This window comes from Streptomyces sp. NBC_00341 (assembly GCF_041435055.1).
Classification (GTDB): domain Bacteria; phylum Actinomycetota; class Actinomycetes; order Streptomycetales; family Streptomycetaceae; genus Streptomyces.
Map to the genome: position 1 here is coordinate 6231289 of NZ_CP108002.1, position 17574 is coordinate 6248862.

The following is a 17574-nucleotide window of genomic DNA, read 5'->3' on the forward strand; positions in this document are numbered from 1 at the left end:
TCCACAGGGGGATCCATGGCGGGCCCGGGTCACTCCACGGAGTGAATTCGGTATCGGTTCGCTTACAGACGGCAACTTCCCTGTCGCTGTCGCAGTCAGTTGGGGCAGAGGCAGTTTCAGACAGACGGACCTTGCTACGGAGCATTCCAGGGGAGCGCATATGCACATCAGGGGCGACCACGCCGAGCTGGTCGTCGGGGGCCGCCTCGACGTCCGAAGCGCGGCGGACGCCCGTACGGTCCTGCACTCGGCCCTCGACGACGGAGTCGGCGATCTGGTGCTGGACCTGACCGAGCTGGATTCATGGGATGCCACCGGCCTCGGTGTCATCATGGGCGCGCACAGACGGGCCGGCCGGGCCGGTCGGCGGCTGGTGCTCCGCGGGGTGCCACCGCAGATGCAACGACTTCTGGTGGCCACCAGACTGCACCGCATCCTGGCCATCGAGGGCGGAATCGCGGCGGAGTCCCTGCCACGCGTCTGAGGTGACCGGCGGGCGGCGGACACCCGTCCGCACCCGCGGCCGGTCCCGCACAATCCTCACGAGACCGTGATCTGTCGGGCGGCACGGCACCCCGGATGTTCGTAGATACTGTGCGAAGGTTTAGGGTTCGGCCGTCTGCCGATTGACGGACCCACCTGGCTGACACCGGACCGGAAGCAACAGCTGGACGTGCGAGGCCGGGAGGGACAACCGCGCTCGACGCGTCTTGGGGGCTTTGGCGATGGACCCGACAAACCGGGGGCCGGAAGAGTACGGCCACGACAGCAACGGCTCCGCGCAGGACGCCGGCCGCCGGCGTCCCGCCCGCGATCCGCTGACGCCCGATTTCGGTCAGCAAACACCGCAGCAGGCCCGCATCGTCCAGCTCATATCGGGCAGCCTCCTGCTCACGGTCAACCCCGTCGACGGCAGCGAGGTCGAACCGGTCCGGCCGGGCGAGCACCCCGCGGAACCGGTCCGCCGCACCCCCGCGGAGCGCGCGGAGCGCGAACGCGCCGCCGCACCCCCCGTGCCGCCCGGACCCCCCGTCCTCCAGCTGCCCCTCCTGGAGCGCGCGGACGAACGCGAGCGGCTGGTGCGCCTGCTGGCCCGCGGACGCTCGGTACGGCTCACCGGACCGGCCGGATCCGGCCGAACCGCGCTCCTCGAAGCGGTCGCCTCGGACTGCGCGCAACTCGCACCGGACGGAGTCGTCCGGCTCAGCGGCCACAAGCGGACCGTCACCGACGTGCTGTACGGGCTCTTCGACGCCGTCCACGACGCACCGCTGTACCGCCCGGACCGGGCGGTGCTGCTGGAGAAGCTGCGCACCACCGGCGCCGTCGTCGTCCTGGACGACCTGGAGTTCGGCGGCGCCGCGCTGGACGAACTGTTCGACGCGACGCCCGAATGCGCCTTCCTGCTCGCCGCGACGCCCGACGTCACCGCACCGGACGCCGACTCCCACCTCGAAGAGGTCTTCCTCACCGGGCTCGACCGTGACGCCTCGGTCGTCCTGATGGAGCGGGTGGTCGAACGGCCGCTCACCGAGGAGGAGGCCAACTGGGCGGGCGACCTCTGGTTCGAGTCCGAGGGCCTCCCGCTGCGCTTCGTCCAGGCGGGCGCCCTGCTGCGCCAGCGCGACCTGTTGCGCGCCGACCCCACCGCGTACGACGAGTACGGCTACCTCGACAGCCGGCCGCCCGCGCAGGAGCCGCTGCCGCCCGAACCCCTCGACCTGCCGCTGCCCAGCCTCGGGGAGGGCGCCGCGCCCGCCGCGCTGCTCGCCTCCCGGCTGAGCGACGCCGCGCGCGACACCCTGCGCTTCGCGGTCGCGCTGGGCGGTGAGGTGCCGCACCAGGCGCATCTGCCCGCGCTCGTGGGGGACACCCACGCCGATGCCGCGCTCGGGGAGCTGGCCGGCTGCGGGCTGCTCTCCCCGGCCGGGTCCCGCTACCGGCTGGCCGCCGGGGTGCTCGCCCAGCTGGTGGCCGCCGGATACGGGGACGACGCCACGGTCCGGGCCCGTACGGCCGCCCAGCACTACGCCTGGTGGGCCGGTCACCCCTCGGTCACCCCCGCCCGTACGGTTGCAGAGGCCGACGCGATCGTCGCGGCGATGACCCAGCTGGTGCCGGGGGACGGGGCCGGGCAGACCAGTGTCGCCGTACTACTGGCCCGCAGCGCCGCGCCCGCCTTCGCGGCAGGGCTGCACTGGAGCGGCTGGGAGAAGTCCCTGCGGATCGGCCAGGAGGCGGCCCGGATCGCCGGTGAGGTGGCCGAAGAGGCTTACTTCCACCACGAGTTGGGCGTACTCGCGCTCTGCGCCGGTCATCCGGACCGGGCCAGGGCCGAGCTGGAGACCTCCATCAGCATGCGTGGGGCGCTCGCCGACAAGCCGGGGGCCGTGGCCGGGCGCCGGGCGCTCGCCCTGGTCGAGGACCTCTCCGGCGCTGCGGTGGCCGGGCAGGTCCCGGTGGGCGAGGAGCTGCCCGCGAGCCGCTTCGAGGCGACGCCGTCCGGTGCCACGACGTCCGTCATACCGGTCACGATGCCGTCGGCGCCGTACGCGGACGACGCCACCGCCGTCCTGTCCCGGCAGACCGCTCCGAAGGGCGCCGGCGGGCGTCTCGCGGTGCTGGGCGGGGCGCGCCGCAATCTGGTGGCCGCGGGTGCGGGCGTGCTGCTGGCCGGAGTGCTCGGCACGGTGGTGACGCTCGGGCTGACGTCCAACAGCGATCCGCAGGACGACCCCGCCGTCTCGACCGAGCAGTCGGTGGGCGGGGGCGACGACGACCAGAACGAGGCTCCGGCGCAGGAGCCGGCGGACCGGACGGTTCCGTCCTCCCCGGCGACGAGCTCCACTTCGTCGACGCCGGGGCCGACGGGCACCGGGTCCGCGCCGACCGGGAGCGGGAGTTCGTCCCCGGGGTCGAGTACCCCGCAGGACACCCCGTCCTCCTCGGGGAAGCCGTCGAGCGACCGGCCGAGCCCGTCCGACACGTCGTCCAAGTCGTCCGAGCCGCCGGAATCGGATCCGCCGCCGGTGAGCGAGTCCCCGAGCACCTCTGTGCCGCCGACGAGTGAGCCGCCGTCGCCCACGGACCCCGCGACGGACGATCCGGGTGAGCCCGATTCGTCGGACTCGGCGAGTGGGCCTTCGGGGGCGATGAGTGCGAGCGCGGAGGGGTCCGGGGCGCCGTCGGAGAGCCCGTCGGTGGCCTGAGCGGAACGGACGCGGACGTGGGTGGGGGGTGTGGGGTGCGGGCGCCCGGGGCGGGCGCCTTGTCCTCAATCGCCGGACGGGCTTGATATGAGCGCCCGTCCGGCAGGGTCCCGGTCTCCGGGCGAGGGTGCGTCCTCAATCGCCGGACGGGCTTGATGTGCCCCCGGGTCAGAACAGGCGGAGTTTGTCGTCCTCGATGCCGCGCATCGCGTTGTAGTCGAGGACCACGCAGCCGATCCCTCGGTCCGTTGCCAGTACGCGGGCCTGGGGCTTGATCTCCTGGGCGGCGAAGATGCCCTTCACCGGGGCGAGATGCGGATCGCGGTTGAGCAGCTCCAGGTAGCGGGTCAGCTGTTCCACGCCGTCGATGTCGCCGCGTCGCTTCAGTTCGACGGCCACGGTCCCGCCGTCGGCGTCGCGGCACAGGATGTCGACGGGGCCGATGGCGGTGAAGTACTCGCGGCGGATCAGCGTGTAGCCCTCGCCGAGGGTCTCGATCCGGTCAGCGAGCAGTTCCTGGAGATGAGCCTCCACGCCGTCCTTGATCAGACCGGGATCGACGCCCAGTTCGTGGGACGAGTCATGGAGGATTTCTTCCATGGTGATGATCAGTTTTTCGCCCGCCTTGTTCACCACGGTCCAGACGCCCTCGGTGTCGCCGGCGCCCTCCTTCAGGGTGCAGGGCGGTGACATCCAGTTGAGCGGTTTGTACGCCCTGTCGTCGGCGTGGATCGAGACGCTCCCGTCCGCCTTCACCAGGATCAGACGGGGAGCGGAGGGCAGGTGGGCCGTGAGCCGGCCCGCGTAGTCCACGGAGCAGCGGGCGATGACGAGACGCATGGTGGGCAACGCTACTCGACGAAGTGTGGTCGACGCGATTCACCCACCCGTCACTCCATCCCCGCCCCTACCTGACCGAATCTGGCTTGTCCGTCTTTGAACCCCTTCGTTATTGGCCGGTTGTGTTCCCAATCTCCTGGTGCGGCCCGGACTGCACCCTTACCGTGGATGCAGGAGGTCGCCGTCTGTGCACGCTGCGTCGCCGTCCTCCTTCCCTGCCCGTAAGGCCCCGGCACTCTGCCGGGGTCGCGAGAGGAGAACCCATGTCGCTCGACGTCTCACCGGCGCTGTTGGAACAGGCCGAGCGAGGCGAGGTCGACGAAGCCGACTTCGTCGACTGCGTCCGGACCTCCCTGCCCTTCGCGTGGGAGATGATCAGCTCGCTGGTGGCTCAGCTGAAGGTCGACGGCGGCGAGTTCGCCGACAACCAGACGCCGCCGCCCAGCGAGCAGGCACGCGGCCAGCTGCTGCGCGCACTCGCAAGTGACGCGATCCGCGGCGCGCTGCAGCGGCACTTCGGAGTGCGTCTGGCATTCCAGAACTGCCACCGCGTCGCGGTGTTCCCGCTGGACGCCTCGGTCGACGACCGGCTGGCCAAATTCACCTCGGTGAGGGGCCAGTTGCTCAACCAGTCGCCCGAACTACGGGACTGCTGAACGTCGTTGCTGTCGCTCCGGGCCGCGGGAGGTGCGACTGGTCCGGGGCGGCAGCTCCCGTTCGTACACCGGAAGTGCCCTTTCCGGCGGTCATTTCAGGAGCGGCAGTACTTCGGTGCCCAGCCGCGCTACGTTCTCCTCCGTGGCCACCAGATCTCCCGAGCCCTCGACCAGGAGCGCGAAGCGCGTGATACCCGTGCGCTCCCTCGTGGCCGCGAGCCGGTCCGCCGCGAGCCGGGGCGGGCCCACCGGGTGAATGCCGCACAGCATCTCCGTATAGCCGACCGGGTCGCGCATCACCCGGTGCCGGCCGTCGACCGTGACATGGGCGTCCAGGCCCTGCCGCAGCCAGCCGGGCATCGCCTTCACGAGCGTCTCGGTGGCGTCCTCGGCGCGGTCCCCGATCTGGGCCACCCCCGCCGAGACGTGCCCGGCCTCCCGCACGCTCTCGGGCGAACGGCCCGCGGCCAGCGCGGCGGTCCGCCAGAGGCCGACCATCTCGGCCTTCTCCTCGTCCCCGCAGTGCATGCCGAGCAGCATCGGCAGGCCGTTCTCGGCCGCGAGCCGCACGCTCTTCGGCGAGGTGCACGCGACGACCACCTCGGGACCGCCGGGGTTCTCACCGCTCTCCGGCTCGTACAGTTCGTCGGCCCGGGGGACCACCGCCACCTCGGGGAAGCCGTAACGCTCCCCGCGGCCCGCCACGCGCGGTTCGCGCAGCCAGTCGAGCAACAGGCCCAGGGACTCCGGGAAGCCCCTCTCGTAGGCCTCCAGGCCGCCGCCGAACACCTCCAGGTCGATCCAGGGGCCGCCCCGGCCGACGCCCAGGATGAACCGGCCGCCACTGGTCAGATGGAGCAGCGCGGCCTGCTCGCCGAGCGCGACGGGGTGCTGCGTCGGGAGCACGCTCACCGCCGTGCCCACCCGGATTCTGCGGGTGCGGCCGAGCAGCAGCGCGGCCAGCGTGACCGCGGACGGGCAGACCCCGTACGGCACGAAATGATGTTCTGCCAGCCAGACCGAGTCGAGTCCGGACTCCTCCGCGACCTCGGCGGACCGGATCGCGCGGTGCAGCGCTTCCCCCGGGCCCTGCCCCGGGAACTGGGCTGCCAGTACGAACGTTCCCACACGCATCGCCTATTGCCTCCTTGCGGCCGACGCGGCTCTCCCCTGCTGGCAACAACGTCTGACACGTGCCAAAGGCACGGTCGGGCCGGAAGTTGTTGCGATTTTCCGGTAACCCGTCCCGTCAGTGGCCCGGCCGCGCGCGGTGCGGTACGTATGCCCCGGCCGAATGGCCCTACGCTGGACGGGAACTGCCCAGCCTGCCCCGTGAGGTGTCCCGTGTCCCCGCGCCGCAACCGCCCCCGAGGCGGCGAGAGCCCCACCGATAGCGCCGGCGCGGTGGGGGACCGGTACGGGGGTGGCGGACGCGCGGAGGAGTGGCAGGGCGAGGACTGGTCCGTCCGCCCGGTGAGCGGCGCGAGCGCGGCGGGCAAGCGCTACCGGTGCCCCGGCTGCGACCAGGAGATCCCGTCCGGCGTCCCGCACCTGGTGGCCTGGCCCCAGTACGGCGGCATCGACGACCGCAGGCACTGGCACAAGGCGTGCTGGAACGCGAAGGACCGCCGCACCACTCGGGTGCAGCGGTCCAGGAACGCGCCTCGGTACTGAACGTCCCCCCGGTGCGCGGCACCGGCGCGGTGGCCCGGTCAGACGTCGCGGCGGCTCATCGCGAGGTAGGCGCCGCCCATGGCCACGGCGGTCACCCCGAGGATGATCCACAGCGGTTCCCAGCCGGACGGCCCGGTGCCGGTGACCGAGGTGTCGTAGAAGTTGCTGAGCTGGTTGGGGATGGAGTATTCCAGGAGCCACTCCTGGAGCTTCGCGAGCGACTCGGCGAACATGAAGATCGCCAGCACGAGCGGCAGCAGCACGACGCCGATCATGATCGTGATCGCGCCGGCGGAGTGCCGGATCAGCGCACCGATCGCCAGCGAGAGCAGCCCCAGCGTCGCGATGTAGAGGCCCACGCCGACCGTGCTGCGCAGCCAGTCGGAACCGCTGGGGGCGTCGGCGTCCAGGATGGCCGTCTGGAGCACCGCGACGATCGAGGTCATCACGGTCGTGAGGACGAAGGCGAGCAGGAAGAAGACGATGGCCTTCGCGCCGAGCACCCGGCCGGGGCTGGGGCAGGCCGTCATCGTCGTACGGATCATCCCGGTGCCGTACTCGGAGGCGATCGTCATCACGCCGAGCGTGATCACGCAGATCGAGCCGAGCAGAACGCCGAAGAAGCCGAGGCTGAGCACCGGGGTGGAGCCCAGATCGGTGTCGGACGCGTCGACCGCGATCGCGACGAGCAGACCGATGACGAGCAGCAGCACGATCTGGACGCCGAGCGTCCACATCGTCGAGCGGACCGAACGGATCTTGGTCCACTCCGAGGCGATCGCGTCGGCGAGGGTGGCCCGGCGCACCGGGATCGGCGAGGTGTAGAAGCCCGCCCCCGCGCCCTGCTGCGGTGCGGGCGGCTGCTGGTACGCCTGCGGCTGGAACGGCGCCTGCTGGAACGGCGTCTGCGGCGTGGACGGCGTTGTCATCGGGGGTCCTCGCTGGTGTCGCGCGCGGTCGGGTCTGCCGGAGCCGCGGCGGGCGCAGCCGGGGCGGGAGCAGGAGCGGTGGGGGCGGGGGCAGGGGTACTGGGCACGGGCGGCGCCGCCGGGGCGTGGGCCGGGACCTGGTCCGTCGCGCCGCCCGGTGCGGGGGCTGTCGCGTACGGGTTGTCCCCGGGCGGCGGCGGGGCGTACCAGCCCTGCTGCGGCACGTCGGGGACGGCGGGCTGCGGCGGGGCGTACCCGGGGTGCTGGCCGTATCCCATGCCCGGCGGGGGCGGTTGCAGCCCCGCCTTCTGGTCGGCCGTCGAGCGGTAGTCCACGGCGCCCTGCGTCATCCGCATGTACGCCTCCTCCAGCGAGGCCTGGTGCGGCGAGAGCTCCCACAGCCGTACGTCGGAGTCATGGGCGAGATCGCTGATCCGGGGCAGTGCCAGCCCGGTGATCCGCAGGGCGCCGTCCGGCTCCGGCATCACCTGGCCGCCCGCCTCCGTGAGGGTGGCGGTGAGCTTCTCCCGCTGCTCGGACCCGTTGTCCTGGACCCGGACGCGGGCGAAGTCGGCCGAGTTGGCCGAGATGAAGTCCGTGATGCTCATATCGGCCATCAGCTGGCCGCGGCCGATCACGATCAGGTGGTCGGCGGTGAGCGCCATCTCGCTCATGAGGTGACTGGAGACGAAGACCGTACGGCCCTCCGACGCCAGCATCTTCATCAGGTTGCGGACCCAGAGGATGCCCTCAGGGTCGAGGCCGTTGACCGGCTCGTCGAAGAGCAGCACCTGAGGGTCGCCCAGCAGCGCGGCCGCGATGCCGAGCCGCTGCCCCATGCCGAGCGAGAAGCCCTTGGAACGCTTGCGGGCGACGTTCTGCAGGCCCACGACCCCGAGCACCTCGTCGACCCGGGCGGCCGGGATGCCGGCGAGCTGGGCGAGCGACAGCAGGTGGTTGCGGGCGCTGCGGCCGCCGTGCACCGCCTTGGCGTCCAGCAGGGCGCCCACCTGGCGCGGTGCGTTCGGCAGGCTGCGGTAGGCGTGGCCGCCGATCGTCACACTGCCCGCGGTCGGCCGGTCCAGGCCGAGGATCATGCGCATGGTCGTCGATTTGCCCGACCCGTTGGGACCGAGGAATCCGGTGACGGAGCCCGGCCGCACCTGGAAGGAAAGGTTGTACACGGCCGTCTTCGCGCCATAGCGCTTGGTCAGGCCGACTGCCTCGATCATGCTCCAGCCCCATCGACTTATCTGTCGTCGGGGCCCAGGCCGTCCGGCCGCACGCCCCCCGTAAGAGTTAGGAGGATAACCAGGCCTTTACGGTTCCGGCCAAGCGGCGCTGCGGCGGCGCGTCCGCGGCGGAGGCCGCGGACCGGGGTCCGCGGCGCTCCGCCGGCGCCAGGGATCGGACGCTTGCGGCGTCAGGCGTCCCGCTTCTTGAGTACGAGGAAACCGCCGATCACCGCGGCCGCCACCCAGGCCACCATGATCAGCAGCCCGGCCCACGGCCCGTAGGGCGCCGGATCGCTGTTCATCGCGTCCGGCACCACCTGCATGATCTTGGACCCGGCCTGGTCGGGGAAGTACCGGGCGACGCTCTTGGCGCCCGGCACGGCCGACAGGATCTGCGAGACCAGGAAGAAGAACGGCATCAGGATGCCGAGCGACAGCATCGAGCTGCGCAGCATCGTCGCCACCGCCATGGAGAACAGCGCGATCAGCCCCATGTAGAGGCCGCCGCCGACCACCGCCCGCAGCACGTTGTCCGCGCCGATGTCCGTGCCGTGGTCACCCAGCAGGGCCTGGCCGAGGAAGAACGTCACGAAACTGGTGGCCAGACCTACCACCAGCGCCAGCACAGTGGCCACCAGCATCTTGCTGAAGAGGAACGTGGCGCGCTGCGGCACGGCCGCCAGCGAGGCGCGGATCATGCCGGAGCTGTACTCCGTACCGACCACCAGGACACCGAAGACCACCATCGCCAGCTGGCCGAGAATCATTCCGGAGAAGCTGACGAACGTGGGGTCGAAGGTGGCCCGCTCCGCGTCGGAGAGGTCGTTGAACTGGGAGTTCATCACCGCACAGAGCGCGGCGCCCATCGCGACGGTGACGACGAACGCGGAGATCAGCGTCCAGGTGGTCGAGGAGACCGTACGGATCTTGGTCCATTCGGAGGTCAGGACCGCGGGTACCGATGCCATGTCGTCACGCCCCCTTGCCGGTGCCGGACCCGCCGGGAGCCCCGGGGGCGGCGCCGGGCGGCTGATTGGACTGGTCGCCCCAGTGCGGTCCCACCGGCGGCGGCGCGTCTCCTCGTTCCGAGTGCGCGTGGTACTCCACGGAGTCCGCCGTCATCTGCATGAACGCCTCCTCCAGCGAGGCCCGCTGGGAACTCAGCTCATGCAGCACGATGGAGTGCCGGGCGGCGAGCTCGCCCAGGTCCTCCGAGGCCGCGCCGTCGACCTCCAGCGTGCCGTTGCCCGACTCGACGACGACGACGCCCTCCGCGTGCAGGACGTCGCGCAGCCGCTCCTGGTCCGGCGAGCGCAGCCGCACGTAGCTGCGGGAGTTCTGGTGGATGAAGTCGGCCATCGAGGTGTCGGCCAGCAGCTTCCCCTGGCCGATCACGATCAGGTGATCCGCCGTCAGCGCCATCTCGCTCATCAGGTGCGAGGAGACGAAGATCGTCCGGCCCTCCGCGGCGAGCGCCTTCATCAGGTTCCGGATCCAGTGGATGCCCTCCGGGTCCAGACCGTTGACGGGCTCGTCGAACATCAGGATCTCGGGATCACCGAGCAGCGCCGCGGCGATGCCGAGGCGCTGACCCATACCGAGGGAGAAGCCCTTGGACTTCTTCTTGGACACCGCGGTCAGGCCGACGGTGTCCAGGACCTCCGTCACCCGGCTCCGCGGAATGCGGTTGCTCTGCGCGAGACAGAGCAGGTTGTTGTACGCGCTGCGACCGCCGTGCATCGACTTGGCTTCGAGCAGCGCGCCGATGTACTTCAGGGGTTCTTCCAGCTCGCGGTAGCTCTTCCCGTCGATGCGTACCGATCCGCTGGTCGGGTTGTCGAGATCGAGCATCATCCGCATCGTGGTGGACTTGCCCGCCCCGTTGGGGCCCAGAAAACCCGTCACCATTCCCGGTCTGATCCGGCACGACAACTGGTCGACGGCAACCTTTCTGCCGTAACGCTTGGTGAGGCCATCGAGCTCGATCATGCGTTCACGCTAGAACGGCCGCGCGCCCGGCGCCACCAGAAAGGCGGAACCGGGCGCGTCGGGCTCTTACCGGCCGGTGTGTCGGGGGACCACCGGTCGTTACCGCGTTGCTCCCTGGCGTCAGCGGGTCTGCTGGGCCGGGACGCCGCGCGAGGCGGGCTCCTCGTCGGCGGGGGTGCCGGCGGCGGCCACCGCGGCGCCGGTCAGCGTCGCCAGCATCTCGCGGACGTTGGTCAGCTGGGCGTTGATCGAGTCGCGGCGGTTGGTGAGCGCCGCCAGCTCGCGCTCCGACTCGCTGCGGATCCGGTCGGCCTTGGCGTTCGCGTCGGCCACGATGTCCTCGGACTGGCGCTGCGCGGTCTCCACCGTCTGGCGGGCCCGGCGCTCGGCGTCCGTGCGGAGCTTCTCGGCCTCCAGGCGGAGCTGCTCGGCGCGGTGCTCGATCTCGGCCAGACGCTTCTCGGCCTTGGCCTGACGGGACGCGAGGTCGCGCTCCGACTGGTCGCGGCGCTTGGCCAGGTTGGTCTCGAAGTCCGCGGCGGCCTGGGCGGCCTTGGCGCGGGTCTCCTCGAACAGCGCGTCGGCCTCCTCGCGCTTCTGCGCGGCGTCCTTCTGCGCGTCCGAGCGGAGCGTGGTGGCCTCGCCCTTGGCCTTCTCGACGATGCGGACGCCGTCGTCCTCGGCCTTGGCCTTGCGCTCGGAAGCGAACGTCTCGGCGTCGTTGCGGACCTGCTGGGCGGCGGACTCGGCCAGCTCGCGGTGCTGCTCGGCGGCGCGACGGGCCTCTTCTCGCAGGTCCTTCGCCTCCTCCTCGGCCAGGCGCAGAATCTTCTCCACGCGCGCTCCGAGACCGGCGTACGACGGCTCCGCGTCGTTCACCTGGGCCTGGGCGTTCTGCGTTTCGAGGTGCAGCTCCTCGATGCGCTTTTCCAGAGACGTGATGCGGGCGAGAGCACTATCACGGTCGGCGACGAGCTTGGTAATGCGGTCATCCACCTGACCGCGGTCGTAACCACGCCGCACGAGCTCGAAGCCGAAGGGGGAGGAAGGGTCACTCATGGGGTTCCTGTCGAAGTAAGACCGGTGAGGTGATAGAGGGAATCCTAGGGGCCCGGACGGCGTGTCATCGAGCAGATGACTGTTTGATCTGGAGAATGACACCCCTTTTGAGTGGCTAACCCGCGCAGGCCTTGCCACTCGGAGGGCTGAATGTTCCCGCCGGACCGCGGAAGCCCGCCGGACACGTCCTACCCATCGGACGGCTTGCCACTCGAACGAGTGCCCGCTGTCGCGCCTGCCTTGACGCTGTCGGCGGCCTTACCGCCCGCCGCGGGGGTCTCGAAAGACTCCAACGCCTCCAGCACGTCCTGGACACGGGAGATCTCCGTGTTGATGTCGGCGCGCCTGCGTACCAGGACGTCGAGTTCGCGCCGGCCCTCGTCCACCGTCCGCTTGGCCTCGGACTCGGCGTCGGACCGCAGCTTCTCCGCCTCGCGCACCAGGCTGGCCTTCTTCTGCTCGGCCTCCTTGAGCAGCGACTCGGCCCGCTTCACGGCGGCGATCCGGACCTTGCTCGCCTCCGAATTCGCGTCGGCCAGCAGCTCCTTGGCCTTCTCCGCCGCTTCCTCGCGCTGTTCGGTCGCCGCCCTCATCAGGTTGTCGACGCGCTCGCCGGCCGTCTTCATCTGCTCGGAGGTCTCCCGCCGGGCCCGGTCGTGCATCTCCTCGATCTCGCTCTCCAGGCGGGTCCTGAGCTCCTCGGCCCGCTCCCGGATCGCGGTGGCGTCCCGGCGCGCGCCGACCAGCAGCTCGTCCGCGTCCGTCCGGGCCCGCTCCACCAGGGAGTTGCCCTCGACGGTGGCGTCGGAGGTGATCCGGACCGCCTCGTTCCGAGCCGCTCCGACCATGGTGTCGGCCTGCTCCTCGGCCTCGGTGGCGGCGCGGAGCGCCTCCTCCTGGGCCTTGTTGATCAGCTGGTCGGCCTGGACCGCGGCGTCGGCCCGGCGCTTCGAAGCCGATTCGCGGGCCTCGTCCAGCAGCCGGTCCGCCTCCTGGCGGGCCTCGGCACGCATCTGCTCGGCCGCCGCCTCCGCGTCGCTCCGCAGCCGCTCCGACTCCTCGCGGGTGCGGGCCGCGTGCTCCTGCGCGGAACCGACGGTGGCCGCCGCCTCCGCCCGCAGCCGCTCCGACTCGGCCGCCGCCTCGTCGCCGACCCGGGCCGCCTGCTGCGCCGCCTCGGTACGGAGGCGCTCGCTCTCGGCGGTCGCCTCGGACATCAGACGGTCGGCCTGGACCGCCGCCTCCGAGCGCATCCGGTTGGCGTCCTCGCGGGCCTCGGCCCGGCTGCGCGCCGCGTCCTGCTCGGCGGAGGCCAGCGCGTCGGATGCCTCGGTCCGCATCCGCTGGCTGTACTCCGCGGTGTCGGAGCGCAGCTTCTCGGACTCCGTGATCGCGTCGGAGACCGTCCGCTCGGCCATCGCCTTCGCGGCCTCGGTCTCCTCGTTCGCGACCGAGCGGATCCGGGCGGCGTCCTCACCGGCCCGCTCCCGCTCGGAGTGCGCGTCGGCGCGGAGCCGGTCCGCCTCCTCCTGCGCCTCGGACTTCGTCCGCTCCGCGACGTGCTCCGCGGTGGAGCGCAGCCCGGCGATCTCCGCCTCCGCCTGCTCCTGGAGCCCGCTGACCGCGTCCCGTACCTGCTGGGCGGTCTGCTCGGCGGTGGAGACCATCTCGGTCGCCCGGCCGTCCGCCTCCTCGACCAGCCGCTGGGCCTCCGCCTGCGCCTCCTCGACCCGCTTGCGGGCGGAGGCGAGGAGCTCCTCGCTCTGCTCGCGGGCCCGCTCGCGCTCCTGGTCGGCCTCGCCGCGCGCCGCGTCGAGCGTCTCCTGCGCCTCGCGGCGGCGCCGGTTCGCCTCCTCCTGGGCGGCGGCCAGCGCCTCCGCGGCCTCCGTGCCCACCCGCTCGGCGGCGGCAGAGGCCTCTGAGCGCACCCGGTCGGCACTCTCCTGCGCCTCGGTCTTGAGCCGTTCCGCCTCCGCGGCCGCCTCGCTCCGCAGCCGTACGGCGACGGACTCGCCCTCCGCACGGGACTGCGAGGCATCGGCGGCGGCCTCGTCGCGCAGCCGCTGGGCCTCGGCCTCCGCCTGCTCCTGGAGGGTGCGCAGCCGCTCGGCGGCCTCGGACCGCAGCCGCTCGGCCTCCTCGCTCGCCTCGCGCCGGACGCGCTCCGCGTCGGTGCGCGCCTCGGTCAGTGCCTGCTCGGCCGCGGTGACCCTGGACTCGGCCTCCGTGTGCAGCCGGGTCAGCTCCTCTGCCGCCTCCGCCTGCCGTGCCGCGACCGCGCGCTCGGTCTCCTCGCGCAGCTCCGTCGCGGCCTGCTCGGCCGCGGACGTCGTCGCCTCGACCAGCTCCTCGGCCTCGGCACGCAGCGTCTCCGCCTCGGCGTGGGCCCGCTCCAGGGCCTCCTCCGCCTGCTTCTTCAGCGTCGCCGCGCGCTCGGTGGCCTCGGTGCGGACCCGCTCGCTCTCGGTTCCGGCGGCGCCGCGCAGCTCCTCCGCGTCGGCCTTCGCCTTGGCGAGGAGCTCCTCCGCGGTCTTCGCGCCCTCCTCGATCTGCTGGACGGCCTCCCGGCGGGCCTCGCCGCGGATCCGCTCGCCCTCGGCGACCGCCTCGGAGCGCAGCTGCTCGGCCTCGCCGCGCAGCCGGCGGGCCTCCTCCTGGAGCTCGACCGTCTTGGCCCGGTACTCCTTGGTGTCGTCCTTGGCCGCGCCCTTGAGCTGGTCGGCCTGCTCGGTGGCCTCACCGCGCAGCCGGTCCGCCTCTGCCTCGGCCTCGCGGCGGATCCGGTCCGCCTCCTCGCTCGCCGCGCGGGTGGTCGACTTCGCGTCGTCCGACGCCTTGGTCAGCACCTCCTCGGCGGCGCGGGCCGCCTTGGCGAGCTGGGCCGCGGCGTCCTCCGCGGCGGCGGTACGGGCGTCGTCGGCGGCCTCGGAGCGGAGCCGGTCCGCCTCTGCGCGGGCGTCGGCGAGCGCCTGCTCGGCCTCCGCCTTCAGCGATTCGGCGTCCTTGGTGGCCTCGCCGACCAGCCGGGCGATCTCCGACTTGGCGGTACGGGTGCGCTGCTCGTTCTGCGACTCGGCGCCGGCCAGCCGCTTGACCGCGGCCTCCTTGGCCTCCGAGAGGACCTTCTCGGCCTCCACGCGGGCCTCGCGCAGCTGCGTCTCGGCCTCCTGCATGCGCTGCTCGGCCGTCCGGTTCAGCTCGGCGGTCCGCTGCCGGGTCTGGTCGGTCTCGGCCGTCGTGGACGAACGCAGCTGCTCGGCGTGGGTGGTGGCCTCCTGCGCCTGGCTCGACGCGGCGTTCAGCATCCGCTCGGCGTCCTTGCGGGCCCGCAGCAGGATCGACTCGGCCTCCGAGCGGGCGGACTCCGCCTCGGAGCCCAGCCGCTGCCGCGTCTCGTCCGCCAGCCGGCCGGCCTCCGCACGGGCGGCGGCCAGCGCCTGCTCGGACTCGGCCCGCGACTCCTCCAGCAGCCGGCGGGCCTGGGACTCGGTCCTGGCCCGCAGCTGCTCGGCCCACGCGACGTTCTCGTTGACATGCGACTCGACGGTCTGGCGGCGCTCCGCCAGCTCCTGGTCGAGCCGCTGGCGCCGCTGCACGGCCTCGTTGTGCAGCTCGGCCTGGAGCCGCGCCTGGTGCTCGGCGTGCTCCTGGAGGATCCGCTGCGTCTGCGCACGGGCGTCGCGCAGCTCGCGCTCGGCGTCGGTGCGCAGCTGCTCGGCCTGGATCTGGGCGTTACGGAGCAACTGCTCCGCCTGGTAGCCGATGTCCGCGCTGTCGTACGCGGGACGGGTCGCCAGACTGCGGCGGGCCTCGTGCAGCTTGGCGCGCAAGACCTCGACCTGGTAACCGAGGTCCTCGGCGTGCTGGACGGCCTTCTCCCGGTCGGTCTTCAGCCGGTCCATCTCGGCCTCGAACCGCGAGAGATGGTCGTCTTCAGCCCGGTGGCTCTCCTGGCGTTCGTAGCCCCGCACTGCGCGGTCCCATCCTTCCCGAGCTCTCAACTCTGTTCGAGTCTGTTCGAGCAGGGGAGACCCCAACCCTGGTCGCAAACTCCACACGAGCACCGTCCGCCGGCGAACGGTCCCCCGGGGAATGGTGACAGATCAACGGCTGAGGACGCGGCGCGGCCCCGATCCGGCCCCGGCCCGGAACAGCCCACTCTACCGGGCCGGGTATCCCTGAGAAGATGCTGTCGTCAGTGCTCTGGCTTGGACGTGACCAGTTCGGTCAGGACACCGTGGCAGTCCTTGGGGTGCAGGAAGGTGATCCGGGACCCCATCGAACCCGTCCTGGGCTCGTCGTACAGCACCCTGACGCCCTTCTCCCGGATGTCCGCGGCGTCCGCGTCCACGTCGGCCGTACCGAAGGCGATGTGGTGCACGCCCTCGCCGTTCTTGGCCAGCCATTTGCCGACCGCGGAGTCCTCGCGCACCGGTTCCAGCAGCTGGAGGTAGGAGGCGCCGCCGTCCGACGTCTCGTTGATCTTGAGCATGGCCTCGCGTACGCCCTGCTCCTCGTTGACTTCGGTGTGGAAGACCTCGAACCCGTAGGTCGAGCGGTAGAACTCGACGGTGGCGTCGAGGTCGAAACAGGCGATCCCGATGTGGTCGATTCGCGTCAGCATGGGAACAGTGCAGCGCTCCACGGGTGGTTACGCAACGTGCGCGCGATCACACTCGCAGCCGGATGACGGGTGCGGTACCGCTCAGTACATTCAAGTAAACCCTCGTTCACTTCTAATCCAAGGGGCTGCGCCTCATGTCAGGAACGACCGGTACGACTTCTGTGATCGTCGCGGGCGCCCGTACGCCCATGGGCCGTCTCCTCGGCTCGCTGAAGAGCTTCTCCGGGGCGGACCTCGGCGGCTTCGCCATCAAGGCGGCGCTGGAGCGGGCCGGCATCGGCGGCGACCAGGTCGAGTACGTGATCATGGGCCAGGTGCTGCAGGCCGGGGCGGGGCAGATCCCGGCACGGCAGGCCGCGGTCAAGGCCGGCATCCCTTTGAGCGTCCCGGCGCTCACCGTCAACAAGGTGTGCCTCTCCGGGCTCGACGCCATCGCGCTGGCCGACCAGCTGATCCGCGCGGGTGAGTTCGACATCGTGGTGGCCGGCGGCCAGGAGTCCATGACGAACGCCCCGCACCTGCTCCCGAAGTCGCGCGAGGGCCACAAGTACGGCGCGATCGAGATGCTCGACTCGATGGCGTACGACGGCCTGACCGACGCCTACGAGAACATCCCGATGGGCGAGTCCACCGAGAAGCACAACACCCGCCTCGGCCTTGACCGCGCCGCCCAGGACGAGATCGGCGCCCAGTCCCACCAGCGCGCCGCCGCCGCCCAGAAGAACGGGCTGTTCGAGGCCGAGATCACCCCGGTCGAGATCCCGCAGCGCAAGGGCGACCCGGTCCTCTTCGCCAAGGACGAGGGCATCCGCCCCGAGACGACCGCCGAGTCGCTCGGCAAGCTGCGCCCCGCCTTCGCCAAGGACGGCACGATCACCGCCGGCACCTCCTCGCAGATCTCCGACGGCGCCGCCGCGGTCGTCGTCATGAGCAGGGCCAAGGCCGAGGCGCTCGGCCTCGACTGGATCGCGGAGATCGGCGCCCACGGCAATGTGGCGGGCCCGGACAACTCGCTCCAGTCCCAGCCGTCCAACGCGATCCGGCACGCCCTCAAGAAGGAGGGCATCGGCGTCGAGGACCTCGACCTCATCGAGATCAACGAGGCGTTCGCGGCCGTCGCCGTCCAGTCCATGAAGGACCTCGGCGTCACCTCGGAGAAGGTCAACGTCAACGGCGGCGCCATCGCGCTCGGTCACCCGATCGGGATGTCCGGCGCCCGGGTGGTGCTGCACCTGGCGCTGGAGCTGAAGCGGCGCGGCGGCGGTACCGGGGCGGCGGCGCTGTGCGGCGGCGGCGGTCAGGGCGACGCGCTGATCCTCCGCGTTCCGGGCAAGTAGCGGGCAGTACGCAGAACACGCA

At 71.7% G+C, this 17574-nt stretch carries 14 protein-coding genes; 5 read left to right on the top strand and 9 right to left on the bottom strand.

All coding sequences use genetic code 11. The features are described 5' to 3' along the window. Positions 1-160: 160 nt before the first annotated feature. Together OG892_RS28225 and OG892_RS28230 are read left to right on the top strand one after the other, a co-directional pair. A complete protein-coding gene (locus OG892_RS28225; protein WP_018102617.1) occupies positions 161-484 on the top strand; it encodes an STAS domain-containing protein in 324 nt (107 codons plus the stop codon). A gap of 241 nt (positions 485-725) precedes the next feature. Continuing rightward, complete coding sequence (locus tag OG892_RS28230) at positions 726-3209, top strand: ATP-binding protein (protein ID WP_371630610.1); 2484 nt, start codon at positions 726-728, stop codon at positions 3207-3209. A gap of 168 nt (positions 3210-3377) precedes the next feature. On the opposite strand, the gene nucS is transcribed toward OG892_RS28230, so the two are convergent. Then, positions 3378-4049 (bottom strand): endonuclease NucS, encoded by a 672-nt coding sequence (nucS, locus tag OG892_RS28235; RefSeq protein ID WP_024490851.1) that lies wholly within the window; start codon positions 4047-4049, stop codon positions 3378-3380. Between the two features lie 263 nt (positions 4050-4312). Between nucS and OG892_RS28240 the strand changes: the two genes are divergently transcribed. Then, positions 4313-4705, top strand: coding sequence for an SCO5389 family protein (locus OG892_RS28240; RefSeq protein ID WP_024490852.1), 393 nt, complete (start codon positions 4313-4315; stop codon positions 4703-4705). 90 nt (positions 4706-4795) lie between these two features. Here OG892_RS28240 and OG892_RS28245 read toward each other — a convergent pair whose 3' ends face one another. Continuing rightward, entirely contained in the window at positions 4796-5839 is a 1044-nt protein-coding gene (locus tag OG892_RS28245; RefSeq protein ID WP_073736867.1) for an LLM class flavin-dependent oxidoreductase, read from the bottom strand. A gap of 210 nt (positions 5840-6049) precedes the next feature. Here OG892_RS28245 and OG892_RS28250 point away from each other — a divergent pair, with 210 nt between their 5' ends. Beyond that, entirely contained in the window at positions 6050-6379 is a 330-nt protein-coding gene (locus tag OG892_RS28250) for an ATP/GTP-binding protein (RefSeq protein WP_073736866.1), read from the top strand. A 38-nt stretch (positions 6380-6417) separates the two neighbouring features. Here OG892_RS28250 and OG892_RS28255 read toward each other — a convergent pair whose 3' ends face one another. The 7 genes from OG892_RS28255 to mce all read right to left on the bottom strand — a co-directional run bounded on the left by OG892_RS28255 (position 6418) and on the right by mce (position 16215). After that, entirely contained in the window at positions 6418-7308 is an 891-nt protein-coding gene (locus OG892_RS28255) for an ABC transporter permease (RefSeq protein ID WP_371630611.1), read from the bottom strand. Then, positions 7305-8540 (bottom strand): ATP-binding cassette domain-containing protein, encoded by a 1236-nt coding sequence (locus OG892_RS28260; RefSeq protein ID WP_371630612.1) that lies wholly within the window; start codon positions 8538-8540, stop codon positions 7305-7307. The genes OG892_RS28255 and OG892_RS28260 overlap by 4 nt, the downstream gene beginning before the upstream one ends. A gap of 191 nt (positions 8541-8731) precedes the next feature. Beyond that, entirely contained in the window at positions 8732-9511 is a 780-nt protein-coding gene (locus tag OG892_RS28265; protein WP_073736863.1) for an ABC transporter permease subunit, read from the bottom strand. 4 nt (positions 9512-9515) lie between these two features. Next, on the bottom strand, positions 9516-10532 hold the full coding sequence (locus OG892_RS28270) for an ATP-binding cassette domain-containing protein (RefSeq protein ID WP_371630613.1): 1017 nt from the start codon (positions 10530-10532) through the stop codon (positions 9516-9518). 120 nt (positions 10533-10652) lie between these two features. Then, a complete protein-coding gene (locus OG892_RS28275) occupies positions 10653-11591 on the bottom strand; it encodes a cellulose-binding protein (RefSeq protein ID WP_073736861.1) in 939 nt (312 codons plus the stop codon). A 188-nt stretch (positions 11592-11779) separates the two neighbouring features. After that, complete coding sequence (scy, locus tag OG892_RS28280; protein WP_371630614.1) at positions 11780-15562, bottom strand: polarized growth protein Scy; 3783 nt, start codon at positions 15560-15562, stop codon at positions 11780-11782. Positions 15563-15786: 224 nt separating this feature from the next. Further along, positions 15787-16215 carry a methylmalonyl-CoA epimerase gene (gene mce, locus OG892_RS28285; RefSeq protein WP_073736859.1) on the bottom strand — a complete coding sequence of 143 codons (429 nt, stop codon included), beginning with the start codon at positions 16213-16215 and terminating at the stop codon, positions 15787-15789. Between the two features lie 134 nt (positions 16216-16349). On the opposite strand from mce, the gene OG892_RS28290 reads away from it, so the two are divergent. Continuing rightward, positions 16350-17552: an acetyl-CoA C-acetyltransferase gene (locus OG892_RS28290; RefSeq protein ID WP_328865362.1), complete on the top strand. Its 1203-nt coding sequence runs from the start codon at positions 16350-16352 to the stop codon at positions 17550-17552. Positions 17553-17574 lie beyond the last annotated feature (22 nt).

Coding starts and splice junctions, on each gene's coding strand:
- OG892_RS28270 (WP_371630613.1), bottom strand. CDS start 10,532: ATGATCGAGCTCGATGGCCTCACCAAGCGTTACGGCAGAAAGGTTGCC.
- OG892_RS28290 (WP_328865362.1), top strand. CDS start 16,350: ATGTCAGGAACGACCGGTACGACTTCTGTGATCGTCGCGGGCGCCCGT.
- mce (WP_073736859.1), bottom strand. CDS start 16,215: ATGCTGACGCGAATCGACCACATCGGGATCGCCTGTTTCGACCTCGAC.
- OG892_RS28240 (WP_024490852.1), top strand. CDS start 4,313: ATGTCGCTCGACGTCTCACCGGCGCTGTTGGAACAGGCCGAGCGAGGC.
- OG892_RS28225 (WP_018102617.1), top strand. CDS start 161: ATGCACATCAGGGGCGACCACGCCGAGCTGGTCGTCGGGGGCCGCCTC.
- OG892_RS28255 (WP_371630611.1), bottom strand. CDS start 7,308: ATGACAACGCCGTCCACGCCGCAGACGCCGTTCCAGCAGGCGCCGTTC.
- OG892_RS28230 (WP_371630610.1), top strand. CDS start 726: ATGGACCCGACAAACCGGGGGCCGGAAGAGTACGGCCACGACAGCAAC.
- OG892_RS28260 (WP_371630612.1), bottom strand. CDS start 8,540: ATGATCGAGGCAGTCGGCCTGACCAAGCGCTATGGCGCGAAGACGGCC.
- nucS (WP_024490851.1), bottom strand. CDS start 4,049: ATGCGTCTCGTCATCGCCCGCTGCTCCGTGGACTACGCGGGCCGGCTC.
- OG892_RS28275 (WP_073736861.1), bottom strand. CDS start 11,591: ATGAGTGACCCTTCCTCCCCCTTCGGCTTCGAGCTCGTGCGGCGTGGT.
- OG892_RS28265 (WP_073736863.1), bottom strand. CDS start 9,511: ATGGCATCGGTACCCGCGGTCCTGACCTCCGAATGGACCAAGATCCGT.
- OG892_RS28245 (WP_073736867.1), bottom strand. CDS start 5,839: ATGCGTGTGGGAACGTTCGTACTGGCAGCCCAGTTCCCGGGGCAGGGC.